Origin of the sequence: Mycobacterium sp. 4D054 (genome assembly GCF_052245755.1) — a bacterium.
GTDB lineage: Bacteria > Actinomycetota > Actinomycetes > Mycobacteriales > Mycobacteriaceae > Mycobacterium.
Genome location: NZ_JBQQCF010000005.1, coordinates 40,431 through 56,997, shown reverse-complemented (window position 1 = coordinate 56,997; position 16,567 = coordinate 40,431). Strand labels below are relative to the sequence as shown.

Below are 16,567 nucleotides of genomic sequence, written 5' to 3'. Positions count from 1 at the left end.
CCCTTTACAACCATGGCGTCGGTCAACAGGGTCTATGCGGCTCGTCTCGCGGGCATGGTCGTACTCGGACCCGACGGCGAATCCATCGGCCGTGTCCGTGACGTGGTCGTCGGCATCAGCGTCGTACGCCAACAACCCCGTGTGCTCGGCCTCGTCATCGAATTGCTCACCCGCAGAAGAATTTTCGTGCCGATTTTGCGCGTCACGGCCATCGAGCCGGGCGCGGTCACACTGTCGACGGGTAACGTCTCGCTGCGGCGCTTCTCCCAGCGGCCCGGTGAGGTGCTGGTGCTCGGGCAGGTGATCGAGACCCGGGTCCGCGTCGACGATCCGGACCTGCCGGAACTGGCCGGGGTGGACGTGGTGGTCGTCGACCTCGCCATCGAACAGACCCGCACCCGCGACTGGATGGTCACCAAGGTCGCGGTGCGCCAGCAGCGCCGGCTGGGCCGGCGGAGCAACGTCTACACCGTCGAATGGCAGAACGTGCAGGGCCTCACCCCGTCCGGTCTGGCGATGCCCGATCAGGGAGTGGCCCAGCTGCTGGAGCAGTTCGAGGGCCAGCGCGCCGTCGAGGTGGCCGACGCGATCCGGGAACTGCCCGCCAAGCGGCGCTACGAGGTGATCAACGCCTTCGACGACGAGCGCCTCGCCGATGTGCTGCAGGAACTGCCGGTGGACCAGCAGGTGGCCCTGCTCCGCCAACTCAAGACCGACCGGGCGGCCGACGTGCTCGAGGCGATGGACCCCGACGACGCCGCCGATCTGTTGGGCACGATGACGCCCGCCGACGCCGAACAGTTCCTGCGCCGGATGGATCCGGAGGACTCCGAGGACGTCCGTCGGCTGCTGAGCCACTCACCGAACACCGCGGGCGGTCTGATGACCTCCGAACCGGTGGCACTCGCCCCGGACACCACCGTCGCCGAGGCGCTGGCGCGGGTCCGCGACCCGGATCTGACCCCGGCGCTGGCGTCGTTGGTGTTCGTGGTGCGGCCGCCGACCGCCACCCCGACCGGACGCTACCTGGGGTGCGTGCACCTCCAGCGGCTGCTCCGCGAGCCGCCCGCCGCGCTGGTCAGCGGCATCATCGACACCGATCTGCCGACGCTGGGCCCGGAGGACTCGCTCGGCGCGGTGACCCGGTATTTCGCGGCCTACAACCTGGTGTGCGGCCCGGTGGTGGACGAGGAGAACCACCTGCTGGGGGCCGTGTCGGTCGACGACGTCCTGGACCATCTGCTGCCCGACGACTGGCGTGAACGAGAGGCCGAGCCCGTGATCGTGACCGCCGAGAAGGCCACATGAGCGACGCATCGTCGCGTCAGCGCCTGGACACCCCCAGGATCTCGCGGAGCCTGGCGCCCCGGCTGGACGTCGAGGCCGTGGGCCGGTTCAGCGAACGGATCGCCCGGTTCCTGGGCACCGGCCGCTATCTCGCGATCCAGACCATCGTCGTGATCGTGTGGATCCTGCTCAACCTCGGCGCGTTCGCCTGGCAATGGGACCCGTACCCGTTCATCCTCCTCAACCTGGCCTTCTCCACCCAGGCGGCTTATGCGGCGCCGCTGATCCTGCTCGCCCAGAACCGCCAGGAGAACCGCGACCGGGTCGCTCTGGAGGAGGATCGCCGACGCGCCGAACAGACCAAGGCCGACACCGAGTTCCTGGCCCGCGAGCTCGCGGCGCTGCGGTTGGCCGTCGGCGAGGTCGCCACCCGCGACTACCTGCGCCGCGAACTGGAGGAGATCCGCGAGCTGATCCAGGATCTGCACGCCCGCGCCGACGCCGGCAGACCCGAGAGCGGCAAACAGGACGCAGGTGAACGCAGGACCAAGAAATCCGGCTGAGACACTCACGCCCATTGCTGTAACACCGACGTTGCCCAATAGGTATGGTGACTTGATTCACAGGTGATCTGACAGCTAGGACGGTCGAGTGCACATAGGGGGAGGATCGGCCCTCACAGCGGCCCGGCGGCGCGCGGGGCAGTTCGTCCGGATGCCGGCATTCGGCGTCGCCGCGGTACTCACACCACTGGTGCTCGCCGGAGCCGTCGGCGCGTCTGCTCCCCAGGCGACCCAGCCCGGCCGCGACTCGGCGGTGATGCCACTGGCCGCGGTCGCCCCGTCGGCACCGGACCGTTCCGGCCCGTCGGTCGTCGCTGTCACCAAGACCCCGGCCCCGTTGCGCACCGTGGCCAACAGCTCGTCGGCTCCCCCGCCGCCACTGGTCGTCACTTCGCCTGGCACACTTCGCATTCCGTCGACGGCGCTGGCCGCCTACCGCAACGCCGAGACCATGATGGCGGCGGCCTACCCCGGCTGCGGGCTGAGCTGGAACTTGCTGGCCGGCATCGGGCGCATCGAGTCGATGCACGCCTACGGCGGCGCCACCGACGCCCGCGGCACCGCGGTGCGGCCGATTTACGGGCCCGCGCTGGACGGCACACTGCCCGGCAACGAGGTCATCGTGCAGAGCCGGTCGGCCGATCGCGTGATCTACGCCCGGGCCATGGGGCCGATGCAGTTCCTGCCCGGAACGTGGTCACGGTATGCCTCCGATGGTGACGGCGACGGTAAGGCCGACGTCCAGAATCTGTACGACGCCTCACTGGCCGCGGCCCGCTACCTGTGCAGCGGCAACATGAACCTGCGCAATCAGCCCGACGTCATCGCCGCGATCCTGCGCTACAACAACTCGATGGCCTACGCCCAGAACGTGCTGAGCTGGGCCGCGGCATACGCGACCGGCGTCGTTCCGGTCGACCTACCGCCGATCACCGGTGAGGTTCCCGAGCTGAGCACCGCGGCCACCACCAACAGCCACCTCGACCGGCGAGAGGGCATCGGCCCGGGCCTTCCGCTCAACGCGACCGGCCTGCCCGCCAACGATCCGCTGGCATTGATCCCCCTGATGAGCCGCACCGATGTGGCCAGCCAGATCAACCAGAACGTGCCGGGCTTCGTGCCGGGCCAAAGCCTCGGCCCGCTGCCCGGACCGGCGCCGCAGGCGTTGCCCGAACCGGTGGCCCCACCGCCGCCGGCATGGGTGCCGCCGTGGATTCAGCAGCAACAGCAGCGAGCGCCCGAGTGCGCGGTGTTCTGCATCAAAGACCTCCCGCCCGCGGCGCCCCCCGCACCCGCCCCGGCGCCCGCGGCTCCGTTCGGCCTGCCGCCCGCTCCGGCGGCGCCGCCGGCCGCCGCCGTGCCCGACATGCCGACCGCGCCTGGTCCGGCACCCGGTCCGGCACCCGGACCCGCGCCCGGCCCGGTGGGCTGAGCACCGCCGGCGCCCGCATTCGGGGGCCCGGCCGTCCGGCGCCTAGACTCGCCGGTGATGACATCTACACCGACTGACCTGGAAGCGGCGGTCCGTTCCGCGCTGGCCAAGGTGATCGACCCCGAACTCCGGCGGCCGATCACCGAAGTGGGCATGGTCAAGAACGTCACGGTCGACCCCGACTCCTCGGTTCACGTCGAGATCTACCTGACCACCGCGGCGTGCCCGAAGAAGACCGAGATCTCGGACCGCGTCACCCGCGCGGTGCGCGACGTCCCCGGCACCGGCGCGGTGAAGGTCACTCTCGACGTGATGAACGACGAGCAGCGGGCTGAACTGCGCAGGCAACTGCGCGGTGACTCCCGCGAACCCGTGATCCCATTCGCCCAACCTGGATCGCTGACCCGGGTCTACGCGGTCGCGTCCGGTAAGGGCGGTGTCGGAAAGTCCAGTGTCACTGTGAATCTGGCTGCCGCGATGGCCGCCCGTGGGTTGTCGGTCGGGCTGCTCGACGCCGACATCTACGGGCATTCCGTGCCTCGGATGATGGGCACCACCGATCGGCCCACCCAGGTCGACTCGATGATCCTGCCACCCGTCTCCCATGACGTGCGGGTCATCTCGATCGCGATGTTCACCCAGGGCAACACCCCCGTGGTGTGGCGCGGACCGATGCTGCACCGCGCGCTGCAGCAGTTCCTCGCCGACGTCTACTGGGGCGACCTGGACGTCCTGCTGCTCGATCTGCCTCCAGGCACCGGAGACATCGCGATCTCGGTCGCTCAGCTGATCCCCGGCGCCGAGATCCTGGTGGTCACCACCCCGCAGCTGGCCGCCGCCGAGGTGGCCGAACGGGCCGGCGCGATCGCGCTGCAGACCCGTCAGCGCATCGCCGGCGTGGTGGAGAACATGGTCGACGGCCCCGTCATCAAGATGTTCGGCGAGGGTGGCGGCCGCCACGTCGCGGAGAGCCTGTCCCGCGCCGTCGGCGCCGACGTGCCGCTGCTGGGCCAAGTGCCGTTGGATCCGGCGCTGGTGACCGCCGGCGACTCGGGCGTGCCGCTGGTTCTCAGCGCACCCGACTCCGCCGCCGGTCAGGAACTGCGCAAGATCGCCGACGCACTGTCCAGCCGCAAGCGTGGACTGGCCGGGATGTCGCTGGGACTGGATCCCGCCGGCCGCTAGCCGCCCCGGCCCCGTTCGCCGAAACCGCATTCCACGCGGCCTTCGGGGCGGCCGGACCGCGTGGAACGCGGTTTCGCCCAGGTTTCCGCAGCGGCGATCAGGTCGCGTCGGGATCGAACGGCGTCGCAAGCGACTCCGTCCCACCCGAAGACGGCGCGCCCGGGGTCGCCGCACCTGGCGTCGGCGCACCTGATGACGGCTGAGCGCCGGGCTCGCGGACATCGTGGGCCGCGGCCGCGGGACCGGGGCCCGACTGGGGCTTCTCCGGCGGGCCGGTCGGCCTGCCGTTCTGGTCGAATTTGCCGGTGAGGATCGAGTCGTCGCCGTCGAGAAGATGCTTGGTCAACGCCGCGCGCGGCGTCATGCCGCGCAGCTTCTGCAACTCCGACAACGGCTCCCGCAGGTCGTCGAAGTCCGAGCCCAGTTCCTGACGCAGCTGCGTGGTCGCACCGGTGACATAGTCACGCACCTGACGCACCGCGTCCGCGGTCCAGCGGATGGCGCCGGGCAGCCGTTCCGGCCCGAGGATCACCAGACCGGCGATCACCAGGACCAGCATCTCGCCCCAGCCTACGTTCGCGAACATGGCTCTACGTGCTGTCGTCGCCGTTGGGCGTCACCGTCAGCGTGACCGGGCGCCCCTCCCGGAGTACCTCGATGGGTGCCGGTTCGCCGATCTTGAGCTGACGCACCGCAACGATGAACTCGTCGGCGTCGGCGACCTTGCGGTCACCGACCTTGACGACCACGTCGTTCTCCAGGATGCCCGCGCGCTCGGCCGGGCTGTTCGGGGAGACATCGGCGATCTGCGCCCCCTTGGCCACGTCGTTGCTGACCGACCGTGCGGTCAGCCCGAGTGTGGGATGGGCGATCTTGCCGTTCTTGATCAGCGTCTCGACGACCTGCTTGACCTCGTTGACAGGGATCGCGAACCCCAGGCCGCTGGCGCTGTCGGACAGCGACTTGCCTGCGGTGTTGATGCCGATGACCTCAGACCGCATGTTGATCAGCGGACCGCCGGAGTTGCCGTGGTTGATCGACGCGTCGGTCTGCACGCCGTCGATGACCGTGTCGGTGTCCGAGCCGTCACCCGACAGCGGGACCGGTCGATGCAGCGCGCTGATGATGCCGTGCGTGACAGTGCTCCTCAGTCCTAGCGGGGCGCCCGCGGCGATCACCTCTTCGCCGACGCGCAACTTCTCGGAGTCACCCATCCGGGCCACCGACAGGTTGTCGACGTTGTCGACCTTGAGCACCGCCAGATCGGTCTTCGGGTCGCGACCCACCAGGTTCGCGGGCACCTCGGAGCCGTCGTTGAACACCACCGACATCTTGAACTCGCTGGGGTTGGTGGCGGCCTCGGAGATCACGTGGTTGTTGGTGACGATGTATCCGCGCCCGTCGATGACGACGCCGGAACCCTGCGATCCCTCTCGGTCGCTGGTCGCCTCGATCGTCACCACCGAATCAGCCACCGCCGCAGCTACTTCGGCGAACTGCCCCTCGGGCTCGCCCTCGCCGGAACTGCTGGTCTCCAGCGTGACCTTCGACGTGGTGAACGCCGAGACCACCTCGGCGGTGGTGCGTCCCACCCAGCCGCCGGCCACACCGATGAGCAGCGCCGCGATGCCGAGCACGACGAGCGCGGTGTAGGACACCTTGCCGCCGAACAGCACGTCCCGCACGCCGAGCTTGCCCATCGGGGCGGTGGCCTGCGCGGACCCGGTCGGGGGCAGCGCCGGGGTGCCCAGCGCCACCGGCGCCCCCGGATTACGCCAGGGATCGTCGACGCCGTCGTCATCGCCGTCCCGTTCGGCCTCCAGCGCGCCGGCGTCGGTGGGATGACGCTGCAACGAATCCCCGCCGGGGTGGGGGCGGCCGAAAGCCTCGGCCAGCACCGGATCCGGCGCCTGATCCGTGGGAGTGTACTCACCCTGATCACGATGCTTGTCAGCGCCGAGGAACGAACCGTTCACCCCGGCGGGCCTGCCGAATGCACGCTGAGCCGCCGGATCGACCGGCGGACGCGACACCGGCCGCGGCTCGAGGCGTTCCCGACCGGTCTGGTCCAGATTGGTCACCCGTACATCGCCCTTTCGTACCCCGCTGCAGCCTTCCGACGCCCGCGGCGACGTGTCAGCGATCGCGGTCGATTTTTCGCTTCTACCCTACCGGCGCTTACGGCGGGAACGCTGGGTGCCGTCAGCCAACTGCGGGTGCTCCACCGGCTGCGGCCTCTCGACCGGAGTGCGGTGGGGAATCTGGGACAGCAGACCCAGCAGATCACTCGGGATCGCGACCGGGCGTGACTCGCGCAACGCCTCGCGCGCCTGCCGCTGCGCATCGACCTCCAGCGCGCACTCCTGGCACAACGACAGGTGGTGAGCGGCTCTCAGGTGCGCCGACATGCGCAGCTCGCCGTCGACGAACGCCGCGATCGCCTCGATCGACAGATGCTCTGTCGAACCGAACTGGCGTGGGCCAACCGGATCACCGGTCTGCGAGGCGAGCTGAGTCGGAAGCCAGGAGAACGCCCGGCGGAACGCATGTCCAGGATCGAATACCACCTGACTCCTCTCCGCTCGGCGTCGTGTGGGGCGTGCTGCCGACTATGCCCTCGAATGTAGCGCGGCGCGCTGGGCGGCATCGCCCGAATGTCAGGCAGACCTGGCGGCGTCCTGTGCGGCGCCGGCCTCGGCGTGCCGGGCCAGATACTCGCGCAGAGCCTGCCGGCCCCGGTGGATACGACTGCGGACGGTGCCCAGTTTGACACCGAGCGTCGCGCCGATCTCCTCGTAGGACAGCCCCTCGATGTCGCACAGGACAACGGCGGCGCGGAACTCCGGAGCCAACGAGTCGAGTGCGGCCTGCAGGTCCGGCCCCAGCCGGGAGTCGTGGTAGATCTGCTCGGGGTTGGGCTCGTCGGCGGGCACCCGGTCGTAGTCCTCGGGCAGCGCCTCCATCCGGATCCGGCCGCGGCGGCGCACCATGTCGAGGAACAGGTTGGTGGTGATTCTGTGCAGCCAGCCCTCGAACGTGCCCGGCTGATAGTTCTGCACCGAACGGAAGACGCGGATGAACGTCTCCTGGGTCAGGTCCTCGGCGTCGTGCTGGTTGCCGGAGAGCCGGTAGGCCAGGCGGTACACCCGGTCGGCGTGCTGGCGGACGAGTTCATCCCAGCTCGGCATCGCGGTCTTGTCGCCGGTGGCGTCGAACACCGCCGTGCCGGTCAACTCATCGGCCGGTTCCACCCACTCGGCATCGGTGAACTGCTCCAGATGCGCCATGGTCACCGGAGCGGCCACAGGAGCGGAGACAGGGCCGTGTGTGATGGTCGTCGGAACCTCCAGGTCGTGCGGAGAGCGGCCCCCGGTTGACGGCTGCTCGTTGTCGACAACAACACGTGCCGGGACCTTGTTCCCGGCACGCGAGGAGTCGGTGCGTGCGCTGAATGCGCCGTCTGTCATGCGATCACCGTCTCCTGTGCTGGTGTGGCGGGCATATGAGCAAACTGAACTTTTCCTGAGAAACATCGCTACCCGTTTTCGACCAGCGGAAACCGACCTGCCCGACAGACGCTCCCGGCGTCGCGGGCCGGGCGTGTCGCACACGCGGACCACGCGGACTTGGCTCTACGCTGCGGGCATGGCCAGCACCGACGAGCCCGGCGCCGAGTCCGGCGATTCCACCGCGCGGGCCCGTCGGGCGGAAGCGATCGTCAACCACGCCGAACACTCGATCTCTGAGGACGACATCGTCGCCGCGGCCCGTGAGCGCGCAGTCGACATCGGCGCCGGCGCGGTGACCCCCGCCGTCGGCGCGCTGCTGTGTGTGCTCGCGAAGCTGACCGGAGCGCGCGCGGTCGTCGAGGTCGGCACCGGCGCCGGCGTGAGCGGCCTGTGGTTGCTCTCGGGCATGCGCGAGGACGGCGTGCTCACCACCATCGACGTCGAACCCGAGCACCAGCGCATCGCCAAGCAGGCGTTCACCGAGGCAGGGGTGGGCCCGGGCCGGACCAGGCTGATCAGCGGCCGCGCCCAGGAGGTGCTGACCCGGCTGGCCGACGAGTCCTACGACCTGGTGTTCATCGACGCCACACCGGCCGACCAGCCCCACTTCGTCACCGAAGGCGTGCGACTGCTGCGCCCCGGCGGCGCGATCGTCGTGCACCGCTCCGCGCTCGGCGGCCGGGCCGGTGACGCCTCGGCCAAGGACAGCGAGGTCGCCGCGGTGCGCGAGGCGGCCCGTTTGATCGCCGAGGACGACCGGCTGACGCCGGTGCTCATCCCGCTCGGCGACGGCCTGCTCGTGGCTGCCCGGGACTAAGGCTTTTCCCTTTCCACTCCCCGCCCCCGCGGAATAGCGTTGCCGGCTGCACTCAGGCCTCCGGTATGAGTGACCAGGAACGGCTATTCCGGCGCTTCTTGACGAATCCTTGACGGGTCTGATCCTTGACCGCCTACTGAACGAGCGTTTAATGTACTGAACATGCGTTCAGCAGATGATCTGACCGCGGTGGCGCGGATCCGCGACGCCGCGGTCGACCTTTTCGGCCGCGATGGCTTCGGGGTGAGCGTGCGGGCGATCGCGGCGGCCGCAGGTGTCAGCCCCGGCCTGGTGATCCATCACTTCGGCTCCAAGGAGGGCCTGCGCAAGGCGTGCGACGACTTCGTCACCGAGACCGTGCGGGCCAGCAAGACCGAGACGATCCAGTCCTCCGATCCGGCGACGTGGTTAGCCCAGATGGCCGAGATCGAGGAGTACGCCCCGCTGATGGCCTACCTGGTACGCAGCATGCAGTCCGGTGGCGATCTGGCAAAAGCGTTCTGGCGCACCATGATCGACAATGCCGAGCAGTACATCGAGGAGGGGGTGCGGGCCGGCACCGTCAAGCCGAGCGCGGATCCGTTGGGCAGGGCGCGATTCCTGGCGATGGCCGCCGGCGGCGGCTTCCTGCTCTACCTGCAGTTACACGACGACCCGACAGACCTGCGGGCGGTGCTGCGCGACTACAGCGAGGACATGGTGCTGCCCGCCCTGGAGCTCTACACCAACGGTCTGATGGCCGACTCCATCATGTACGACGCGTTCCTCGCTCAACGGCAGCGAGGCATCGGATTCACCGAAGGAGCGCACGATGACTGACCGCACACCGGCCGTAGACATCCAGGGATTGCGAAAGTCCTTCGGCCGCACCAAGGCTCTGGACGGACTCGACCTCACCGTCGCTCCCGGCACCGTCGCCGGATTCCTCGGCCCCAACGGCTCCGGCAAGTCCACCACCATCCGGGTGCTGCTCGGGCTGCTGCGGGCCGACGGCGGCACGGTCTCGCTGCTGGGCGGTGATCCGTGGCACGACGCGGTCGCTTTGCATCGCCGGATCGCCTATGTGCCTGGCGATGTCACTCTGTGGCCCAACCTGACCGGGATGCAGGCCATCGACTTCCTGGCCGGGCTGCGGGGTGCGGACACCGTGGACCGGGCGCGTCGTGACGAACTCATCGAACGCTTCGAACTCGACCCGCACAAGAAGGCCCGCACGTACTCCAAGGGCAACCGTCAGAAGGTCGCGATCATCGCTGCGTTCAGCACCCGCAGTGAACTGTTCGTGCTGGATGAGCCGACCTCGGGCCTGGACCCGCTGATGGAACAGGCTTTTCAGCAGTGCGTGCGCGAGGTCGCCGGCCAGGGCGCAGCGGTCCTGCTGTCCAGCCACATCCTGGCCGAGGTCGAGAAGCTCTGTGACACAGTGACCATCGTGCGCGCCGGGCGGACCGTGCGGTCCGGAGCACTGGCAGACCTGCGATATCTGATGCGCACCACCGTCACCGCACGCACCCGGGGGGACCGCAGCCGACTGGAACGTGCGCCCTATATCCACGACCTGCGCACCGACGACGGGGATCTGCGGTTCTCGGTCGACCGTGGTGATCTCGACCGCGCCATGGCCGATCTCAGCAGCCTCGGCATCGACGAGCTGACCGTCGCACCGACCTCGCTGGAGGACCTGTTCCTCCGCGAGTATCAGGGGGCCGGGCGATGAGCACCGCCGTCGAGTTGCGCTTCGGAGGTCCACGGCACGCCTCCGGGACGTCGAGCTCACCGTGGACGGGCACCGCCCGGCTGGTCGGCCTCGCGCTGCGGCGTGACCGCATCCGGTTGTCCGTGTGGATCGTGGCCCTGACCGCGATGATGGCCTACTCCCCCGGCACCATCGAGCTGGCCTACCCTGAGGAGATTCAGCGCCAGGCCAGGGTGGACCTGCTGAAGACCCCCGCCGGGATGATGCTGGGCGGGCCGATGTTCGGTGTCAAAGAGACCGAGCTCGGTGCGATGGTGGCCAACGAACTGATGCTCACACTGATCATTGCCACGTCGATCCTGGCCGTGCTCACGGTAATTCGGCATACCCGGGCCGAGGAGGAAAGCGGCACAGCAGAACTGGTGCTGTCCTCGGCCGTCGGCCGCTACGCGCGCACCACCGCGGCACTGGCGGTGGTGGCGGCCGTCAACGTCGTTCTCGCCGCGACGATGACCGCGGCCACGGCCGCCAACGGCTTCGACGTGGTGAACTCCGCCGCAATGTGTCTCGGGGTCACCGCGGTCGCCACACTGTTCGGCGCCGTCGCCGCAGTCACCGCGCAGATGTGGCGGTCGGCGCGGGCCGCAACGGGAGCCGCCATGGCCGTCCTCGCCGCGGCCGCGCTCATCCGCGGCGTGGGCGATGTCATCGACCCGGCGGGCAGCCCTCTGAGCTGGGTCTCGCCCATCGCGTGGGCCCAGCAGATGCGGGCCTTCGTCGAGTTGCGTTGGTGGCCGTTGATTCCGCTGCTACTGCTGGCGCTGATCCTGATCGCCGCGGCGGCGGGGCTGGAGGCGCGCCGCCAGTACGACGAAGGCACGATCGCGTCGAGGAGTGAACGCCCCGGCGCCCGGCCGGTACGGGGCCTGCTCGCGCTGCACCTGCGTTTGCAGCGCGGTCAGACGATCGGATGGTCGGTCGGCCTGTTCGCCGCGGGCTTGGCCTTCGGTTCGATGACGGACTCGCTGCTGGATGCCGCCCGGGACAACGAGCTGATCGCCGCGATCGTCTCGGACCAGGGAGTGGACGGGGTCTACACGACGATGTCGCAGTTCCTCGCCGCCGCTGCGGCCGCCTACGTGGTGTCCGCGGTGTTGCGCGTGTACGGCGACGAGCAGTCCGGTCTGGGCGAAGCGGTTCTGGCAGGAGCGGTTTCGCGAGAGCGGTGGTTGTTGAGCGCGGTGGCCTCGGCGGTGCTCGGCGCGACGGTGTTGATGTTCTTCGCAGGCATGGGCAACGGCCTCGGCGCCGGACTGACCCTCGGTGAGCCCGTCACGGTGCTCAGGCTCACCGTGGCCGGGCTGGCGTTCGTGCCGGCCCTGGCGGTGCTGGCCGGCGTCGCCGCGCTGTCGGTCGCGCTCCGTCAGGCCTGGACCGCCTGGCTGGCCGTGACTTTCGTCGTGGCCGCGTTGTACCTCGGCGCACTGCTGCGGCTGCCCGACTGGCTGCTCGACCTCTCGCCGGTGGGCCACACCACCTACCCGAACGAGGTTCCCACCCTCGCTTGGATCGTGATGTGCTGCGTGGGAGCGGCTTTGGCGGTGATCGCAGCCGGACTGTACCGGAACCGCGACGCGGTCTGAAATCGGCGGGAGGCCGACCGTGGAGCTGATCGCACAAGCGCTCGCGTCGAGGGTGTCGGTGCGGTGTTCTTCGCCGCGGAGACCCGGCCCGCCCAGCGGGTCATCATCACCGCGACGACGGCGCTTGTCGCTGTGACCTTCGCGATGTCGGCGCTGGATCACCGGTTCGGCTGGTCGTCGGTGCCGGTGTGGCTGGTTGTCGTCAGCAACGTCATGGTGGCCGCCGGGCTGGGGGCGGCTGCGCTGGTGATCGTGCAGAACCACTACGCGGCCGTGACCGTGCGGGTGCAAGCCGGTCCGCCGCTGGCGTCGACCGGCCTGTACGGGCTGGTGGTGGCACGCATCCTCGACGAGGAGACCCCAGCGGGTGCGTTACCGGCTGGTCCCCGGGATGTGGCGATCGCCGCATACTGATCGGATGGAGCTGCTCACCGGGTTCGGCCTGGCCACGGCGGCGGGACTGAACGCCTACATCCCGCTGCTCGCGCTCGGGCTGCTTGCGCGGTTCACCGACCTGGTCACGCTGCCCGCGGGCTGGGCCTGGCTGGAGAACGGCTGGGTGATGACGATCGTCGCGGTGCTGCTGGCCGTCGAGATCGTCGCCGACAAGGTGCCCGCGCTCGACACCGTCAACGACACCGTGCAGACGTTCGTCCGTCCCACCGCGGGCGGCATCGTGTTCGGTTCCGGCACCGCGGCCCAGACGACGGCGGTCACCGACCCGGGAGCGTTCGCCCAATCCGGTCAGTGGATCCCGGTCGCGGTCGGAGCAGTGGTGGCCTTGGCGGTGTCGCTGACCAAGTCGACGGTGCGGCCCGCGGCCAACGTCGCGACGGGCGGGGTCGCTGCACCCGTGCTGAGCACCACCGAGGACGTGATCAGCATCGGGCTGGCCTTCGTCGCGATCCTGGTCCCCATCCTCGTCCTGGTGATCACCGTCGCGCTGGCGTGGGCCGCCGTGCGGTTGATCCGGCGCCGTCGCTCCCCGCGCGCCACCTGAACCGCGCGCCACTGGGTACCCCGTCGCCATGCAGACGTTCCTGCCGTATCCGGGCTTCGCCGACTCGGCCCGTGTACTGGACGCCCGCCGGCTGGGCAAACAGCGAGTGGAGACCATCCAGATTCTGCGGGCGCTGACGGTCGCGGCTACGGCTGGCGTCACCATCCCGCCGCCGCGATGTGGGCCGGTTACGAGGAGGCCCTGGTCCGGTACGGGCTCCAGATGTGCGCCGTGTGGTCTGCATCGGGGCGCGGTGACACATGCGCGGCGACACTGGTCAGTGACCTCACCGCCGGGACGGGGCTCTCGCAGATCCGCCCGTACGACGAACTCGCCGCCGCTCGCGAGCTTCCGCCCTGGCTCGGGGACGACGCGTTTCACCTCAGCCATCGGTCGGCGCTGGTGCGCAAGGATTGGGCGCACTACCGGCCACTGTTCCCCGACGTGCCCGACGACCTGCCCTACGTGTGGCCGGCGTCCGACCGCGCCCGCCGCGTCCCGGCCGGTTGACCGGCGGTCAGATCCAGACGCCCTTACCGACCGCGACCACTCCGCCGGCGCTGATCGAGAACCGTTCGCGGTCCTTGTCGAGGTCCACCCCGACCATCTCCCCTGGGCCGACCACCACGTTCTTGTCCAGGATCGCGTGGCGCACGACAGCTCCCCGTCCGATGCGCACCCCGGGGTGCAGCACGCTGCCTTCGACGATCGCGCCGTCGTCGATGACGACATTGGACGACAGCACCGAATTACGCACGGACGCAGCCGAAATGATGCTGCCGGCGCCGACCACGGATTCCTGCGCGGACCCGCCGTTGACGAACTTCGCCGGTGCGAGGTTCTCGGCGCCGCCCCGGATCGGCCAGCGCTTGTTGTAGAGGTTGAACACCGGATGCACCGACACCAGGTCCATGTGCGCGTCGTAGAACGCATCGAGGGTTCCGACGTCGCGCCAGTATCCGTGATCGCGCTCGGTGGCGCCGGGCACCTCGTTGTCGTTGAAGTCGTACACCGCGGCCATCCCGTCGGCGACCAGCAGGGGGATGATGTCGCCGCCCATGTCGTGGTCGGAGTCGTCGTCCTCGGCGTCCGCCCGGATCGCGTCGATGAGCACCTTGGTGGTGAAGATGTAGTTGCCCATCGACACGAAGGTCTGCTCGGGATCGTCGGGGGTGCCCGGCGGATCGGCCGGCTTCTCGATGAACCCGCGGATGCGCCCCGAGTCGTCGGCGTCGATGCAGCCGAACGCGCTGGCCTCGGCCCGCGGCACCCGGATGCCCGCGACGGTGGCACCCGCACCGCTCTCGATGTGCTGCTGGACCATCTGCTCGGGGTCCATCCGATAGACGTGGTCGGCGCCGAAGATCACGATGTAGTCCGGATCCTCGTCGTAGATCAGGTTCATCGACTGATAGATCGCATCCGCCGAACCGGTGTACCAGCGCGGGCCGAGCCGCTGCTGGGCCGGAACCGGGGTGATGTATTCACCGGCGAGCCCGGACAGCCGCCAGTTCTGCGAGATGTGACGGTCCAGCGAATGTGACTTGTACTGAGTCAGCACGCAGATCCGCAAGTAGCGGGCGTTGACGAGGTTGGAGAGCACGAAATCGATGAGCCGGTAGCCGCCCCCGAACGGGACGGCGGGCTTGGCGCGATCGGCTGTCAACGGGTAGAGACGCTTGCCTTCTCCGCCGGCGAGGACGATGCCCAACACATGTGGCGCTTCCCTCATGCTGCCAACCTATCCGCACGTGGAGACCGCGGCCACCCATTCCCGTCATTGCCACGCCGGGCGTGGCGCCGGCATACCGCCCCGGACGGCTTCTCGGGCTGTCCGTCAAGACAATTGGGTATGCGGCGCGGCCGGTTCCGAAGTTGGATACGGTCACAGGATGCGGGTGGCGATGATGACTCGGGAGTATCCGCCCGAGGTATACGGCGGTGCTGGTGTCCACGTCACGGAACTGGTGGCCCAGTTACGCCACCTGTGCGAGGTCGATGTGCACTGTATGGGCGCTTCGCGGGCCGGGGTCACGGTGGCGCAGCCCGATCCCGCGCTGTCCGGAGCCAACCCGGCGCTGGCCACGCTGTCGGCTGACCTGAACATGGTCAACGCCGCGTCGGCGGCCACCATCGTGCACTCGCACACCTGGTACACCGGGATGGCCGGGCACCTGGCCGCGCTGCTCTACGACGTCCCGCACGTGCTCACCGCGCACTCTCTGGAACCGATGCGGCCGTGGAAAGCCGAGCAGCTCGGCGGCGGCTACCGCATCTCGTTGTGGGTGGAGAAGACCGCAGTGGAGGCCGCCGACGCGGTCATCGCGGTCAGTTCAGGGATGCGGCAGGACGTGCTACGCACCTATCCGGCGCTGGACCCGGACCGGGTGCACGTGGTGCGTAACGGTATCGACACCGAGGTCTGGTATCCCGCCGAGCCGGACCCCGACGAATCGGTGCTTGCTGAACTCGGTGTCGACCTGCAACGGCCGATCGTTGCGTTCGTCGGCAGGATCACCCGGCAAAAGGGAGTGGCGCATCTGGTGGCGGCAGCGCACCGCTTCGAGCCGGACGTGCAGTTGGTGCTGTGTGCGGGCGCTCCGGACACCCCGGAGATCGCCGAGGAGGTCGCGTCGGCGGTGCAGGAACTGTCCCGCGCCCGCACCGGGGTGTTCTGGGTGCGGGAGATGCTGCCGACCCCCAAGATTCGCGAAATCCTGTCGGCGGCAACCGTGTTCGTCTGCCCCTCGGTCTACGAGCCGCTCGGCATCGTCAACCTCGAGGCGATGGCGTGCGCGACGGCGGTGGTGGCGTCCGACGTCGGAGGGATTCCCGAGGTGGTGGCGCACGAAAAGACGGGCCTGCTCGTGCACTACGACCCCGACGACACCGCGTCGTTCGAACGCGGCCTGGCCGAAGCGGTCAACTCCCTGGTCAACGACCCGGACCGCGCGCGGCGCTACGGGGTCGCCGGTCGCCAACGGTGCATCGAGGAGTTCTCCTGGGCGCGTATCGCCGAGGAGACCCTGCAGATCTACCGCAGGGTCTCCGTCTAGCGGACACAGCGGGCTAGCTTGTCACGCCCTTGAGTTCGTCGCCCAGCGCGGCGGCCTCTTCGGGAGTGAGCTCCACGACGAGCCGGCCACCGCCTTCCAGTGGTACTCGCATCACGATGCCTCGCCCCTCCTTGGTTGCTTCCAGTGGACCGTCTCCGGTCCGGGGCTTCATCGCCGCCATCGAGTGCTCCCTCCACATGGGCGTGCCCGTCAGGGCCCGGTCTGTCCGTGAGCCGGGCCCGCACCTTCGACGTGCTCTGATAGCACCCGGCTCTGAACTGCTACAGGGCTCTATTGTTCCCTATCCGAGGCTGCTCGTGTGCGAAGACCCGGCTATAGCTGCCGTGATGAGGGGGATCGTGCCCCGGCCCGGTCCTTC

General features: G+C 69.2%; 17 protein-coding genes and 1 pseudogene. 12 read left to right on the top strand and 6 right to left on the bottom strand.

What is annotated here, in order from left to right; genetic code table 11:
- The first annotated feature begins 12 nt into the window (after positions 1-12).
- The 4 genes from ACTWP6_RS06040 (at position 13) to ACTWP6_RS06025 (ending at position 4,467) form a co-directional block, all read left to right on the top strand.
- Entirely contained in the window at positions 13-1,308 is a 1,296-nt protein-coding gene (locus ACTWP6_RS06040; protein ID WP_443187130.1) for a magnesium transporter MgtE N-terminal domain-containing protein, read from the top strand.
- Positions 1,305-1,850, top strand: coding sequence for a DUF1003 domain-containing protein (locus tag ACTWP6_RS06035; protein WP_260754722.1), 546 nt, complete (start codon positions 1,305-1,307; stop codon positions 1,848-1,850). The genes ACTWP6_RS06040 and ACTWP6_RS06035 overlap by 4 nt, the downstream gene beginning before the upstream one ends.
- A gap of 88 nt (positions 1,851-1,938) precedes the next feature.
- Positions 1,939-3,282, top strand: a complete 1,344-nt coding sequence (locus tag ACTWP6_RS06030) for a lytic transglycosylase domain-containing protein (protein ID WP_443187129.1) — start codon at positions 1,939-1,941, stop codon at positions 3,280-3,282.
- Between the two features lie 57 nt (positions 3,283-3,339).
- Positions 3,340-4,467: an Mrp/NBP35 family ATP-binding protein gene (locus ACTWP6_RS06025; protein ID WP_260754724.1), complete on the top strand. Its 1,128-nt coding sequence runs from the start codon at positions 3,340-3,342 to the stop codon at positions 4,465-4,467.
- 97 nt (positions 4,468-4,564) lie between these two features.
- Here the strand turns inward: ACTWP6_RS06025 and tatB are convergent, their stop codons facing one another.
- The 4 genes from tatB to sigE all read right to left on the bottom strand — a co-directional run bounded on the left by tatB (position 4,565) and on the right by sigE (position 7,934).
- Positions 4,565-5,053, bottom strand: coding sequence for a Sec-independent protein translocase protein TatB (gene tatB / locus ACTWP6_RS06020; protein WP_260754725.1), 489 nt, complete (start codon positions 5,051-5,053; stop codon positions 4,565-4,567).
- A gap of 4 nt (positions 5,054-5,057) precedes the next feature.
- Positions 5,058-6,548, bottom strand: coding sequence for a serine protease HtrA (htrA, locus tag ACTWP6_RS06015; RefSeq protein ID WP_260754726.1), 1,491 nt, complete (start codon positions 6,546-6,548; stop codon positions 5,058-5,060).
- An 87-nt stretch (positions 6,549-6,635) separates the two neighbouring features.
- Positions 6,636-7,034, bottom strand: a complete 399-nt coding sequence (rseA, locus tag ACTWP6_RS06010) for an anti-sigma E factor RseA (RefSeq protein ID WP_260754727.1) — start codon at positions 7,032-7,034, stop codon at positions 6,636-6,638.
- A gap of 90 nt (positions 7,035-7,124) precedes the next feature.
- Positions 7,125-7,934, bottom strand: a complete 810-nt coding sequence (sigE, locus tag ACTWP6_RS06005; protein WP_260754728.1) for an RNA polymerase sigma factor SigE — start codon at positions 7,932-7,934, stop codon at positions 7,125-7,127.
- 178 nt (positions 7,935-8,112) lie between these two features.
- On the opposite strand from sigE, the gene ACTWP6_RS06000 reads away from it, so the two are divergent.
- The 7 genes and pseudogenes from ACTWP6_RS06000 to ACTWP6_RS05970 all read left to right on the top strand — a co-directional run bounded on the left by ACTWP6_RS06000 (position 8,113) and on the right by ACTWP6_RS05970 (position 13,642).
- Complete coding sequence (locus ACTWP6_RS06000) at positions 8,113-8,793, top strand: O-methyltransferase (protein ID WP_260754729.1); 681 nt, start codon at positions 8,113-8,115, stop codon at positions 8,791-8,793.
- Positions 8,794-8,955: 162 nt separating this feature from the next.
- Positions 8,956-9,612: a TetR/AcrR family transcriptional regulator gene (locus tag ACTWP6_RS05995; protein ID WP_260754730.1), complete on the top strand. Its 657-nt coding sequence runs from the start codon at positions 8,956-8,958 to the stop codon at positions 9,610-9,612.
- Entirely contained in the window at positions 9,605-10,510 is a 906-nt protein-coding gene (locus tag ACTWP6_RS05990) for an ABC transporter ATP-binding protein (protein WP_260754731.1), read from the top strand. Before ACTWP6_RS05995 ends, ACTWP6_RS05990 begins: the two co-directional genes overlap by 8 nt.
- Positions 10,507-12,132 carry an ABC transporter permease gene (locus ACTWP6_RS05985; RefSeq protein WP_260754732.1) on the top strand — a complete coding sequence of 542 codons (1,626 nt, stop codon included), beginning with the start codon at positions 10,507-10,509 and terminating at the stop codon, positions 12,130-12,132. Before ACTWP6_RS05990 ends, ACTWP6_RS05985 begins: the two co-directional genes overlap by 4 nt.
- Positions 12,133-12,195: 63 nt before the next feature.
- Complete coding sequence (locus ACTWP6_RS05980) at positions 12,196-12,546, top strand: hypothetical protein (protein WP_260754733.1); 351 nt, start codon at positions 12,196-12,198, stop codon at positions 12,544-12,546.
- A gap of 4 nt (positions 12,547-12,550) precedes the next feature.
- Positions 12,551-13,132: a DUF4126 domain-containing protein gene (locus tag ACTWP6_RS05975; protein WP_260754734.1), complete on the top strand. Its 582-nt coding sequence runs from the start codon at positions 12,551-12,553 to the stop codon at positions 13,130-13,132.
- A gap of 28 nt (positions 13,133-13,160) precedes the next feature.
- Positions 13,161-13,642, top strand: a pseudogene (locus ACTWP6_RS05970) (MSMEG_6728 family protein).
- Positions 13,643-13,649: 7 nt separating this feature from the next.
- On the opposite strand, the gene glgC reads toward ACTWP6_RS05970, so the two are convergent.
- Positions 13,650-14,864, bottom strand: a complete 1,215-nt coding sequence (glgC, locus tag ACTWP6_RS05965; RefSeq protein ID WP_260754735.1) for a glucose-1-phosphate adenylyltransferase — start codon at positions 14,862-14,864, stop codon at positions 13,650-13,652.
- A gap of 160 nt (positions 14,865-15,024) precedes the next feature.
- Here glgC and glgA point away from each other — a divergent pair, with 160 nt between their 5' ends.
- Entirely contained in the window at positions 15,025-16,188 is a 1,164-nt protein-coding gene (gene glgA, locus ACTWP6_RS05960; RefSeq protein WP_260754736.1) for a glycogen synthase, read from the top strand.
- Positions 16,189-16,201: 13 nt separating this feature from the next.
- Here glgA and ACTWP6_RS05955 read toward each other — a convergent pair whose 3' ends face one another.
- Complete coding sequence (locus ACTWP6_RS05955) at positions 16,202-16,369, bottom strand: DUF3117 domain-containing protein (protein WP_003931055.1); 168 nt, start codon at positions 16,367-16,369, stop codon at positions 16,202-16,204.
- Positions 16,370-16,567 lie beyond the last annotated feature (198 nt).

Excerpts from the sequence above, each read along its gene's own strand:
- ACTWP6_RS05990 (WP_260754731.1), top strand. The coding sequence starts at position 9,605 with ATGACTGACCGCACACCGGCCGTAGACATCCAGGGATTGCGAAAGTCC.
- ACTWP6_RS05955 (WP_003931055.1), bottom strand. The coding sequence starts at position 16,369 with ATGGCGGCGATGAAGCCCCGGACCGGAGACGGTCCACTGGAAGCAACC.
- ACTWP6_RS05985 (WP_260754732.1), top strand. The coding sequence starts at position 10,507 with ATGAGCACCGCCGTCGAGTTGCGCTTCGGAGGTCCACGGCACGCCTCC.
- ACTWP6_RS06035 (WP_260754722.1), top strand. The coding sequence starts at position 1,305 with ATGAGCGACGCATCGTCGCGTCAGCGCCTGGACACCCCCAGGATCTCG.
- ACTWP6_RS06025 (WP_260754724.1), top strand. The coding sequence starts at position 3,340 with ATGACATCTACACCGACTGACCTGGAAGCGGCGGTCCGTTCCGCGCTG.
- ACTWP6_RS06040 (WP_443187130.1), top strand. The coding sequence starts at position 13 with ATGGCGTCGGTCAACAGGGTCTATGCGGCTCGTCTCGCGGGCATGGTC.
- sigE (WP_260754728.1), bottom strand. The coding sequence starts at position 7,934 with ATGACAGACGGCGCATTCAGCGCACGCACCGACTCCTCGCGTGCCGGG.
- glgC (WP_260754735.1), bottom strand. The coding sequence starts at position 14,864 with ATGAGGGAAGCGCCACATGTGTTGGGCATCGTCCTCGCCGGCGGAGAA.
- ACTWP6_RS06000 (WP_260754729.1), top strand. The coding sequence starts at position 8,113 with ATGGCCAGCACCGACGAGCCCGGCGCCGAGTCCGGCGATTCCACCGCG.
- ACTWP6_RS05995 (WP_260754730.1), top strand. The coding sequence starts at position 8,956 with ATGCGTTCAGCAGATGATCTGACCGCGGTGGCGCGGATCCGCGACGCC.
- tatB (WP_260754725.1), bottom strand. The coding sequence starts at position 5,053 with ATGTTCGCGAACGTAGGCTGGGGCGAGATGCTGGTCCTGGTGATCGCC.
- glgA (WP_260754736.1), top strand. The coding sequence starts at position 15,025 with ATGCGGGTGGCGATGATGACTCGGGAGTATCCGCCCGAGGTATACGGC.
- ACTWP6_RS05975 (WP_260754734.1), top strand. The coding sequence starts at position 12,551 with ATGGAGCTGCTCACCGGGTTCGGCCTGGCCACGGCGGCGGGACTGAAC.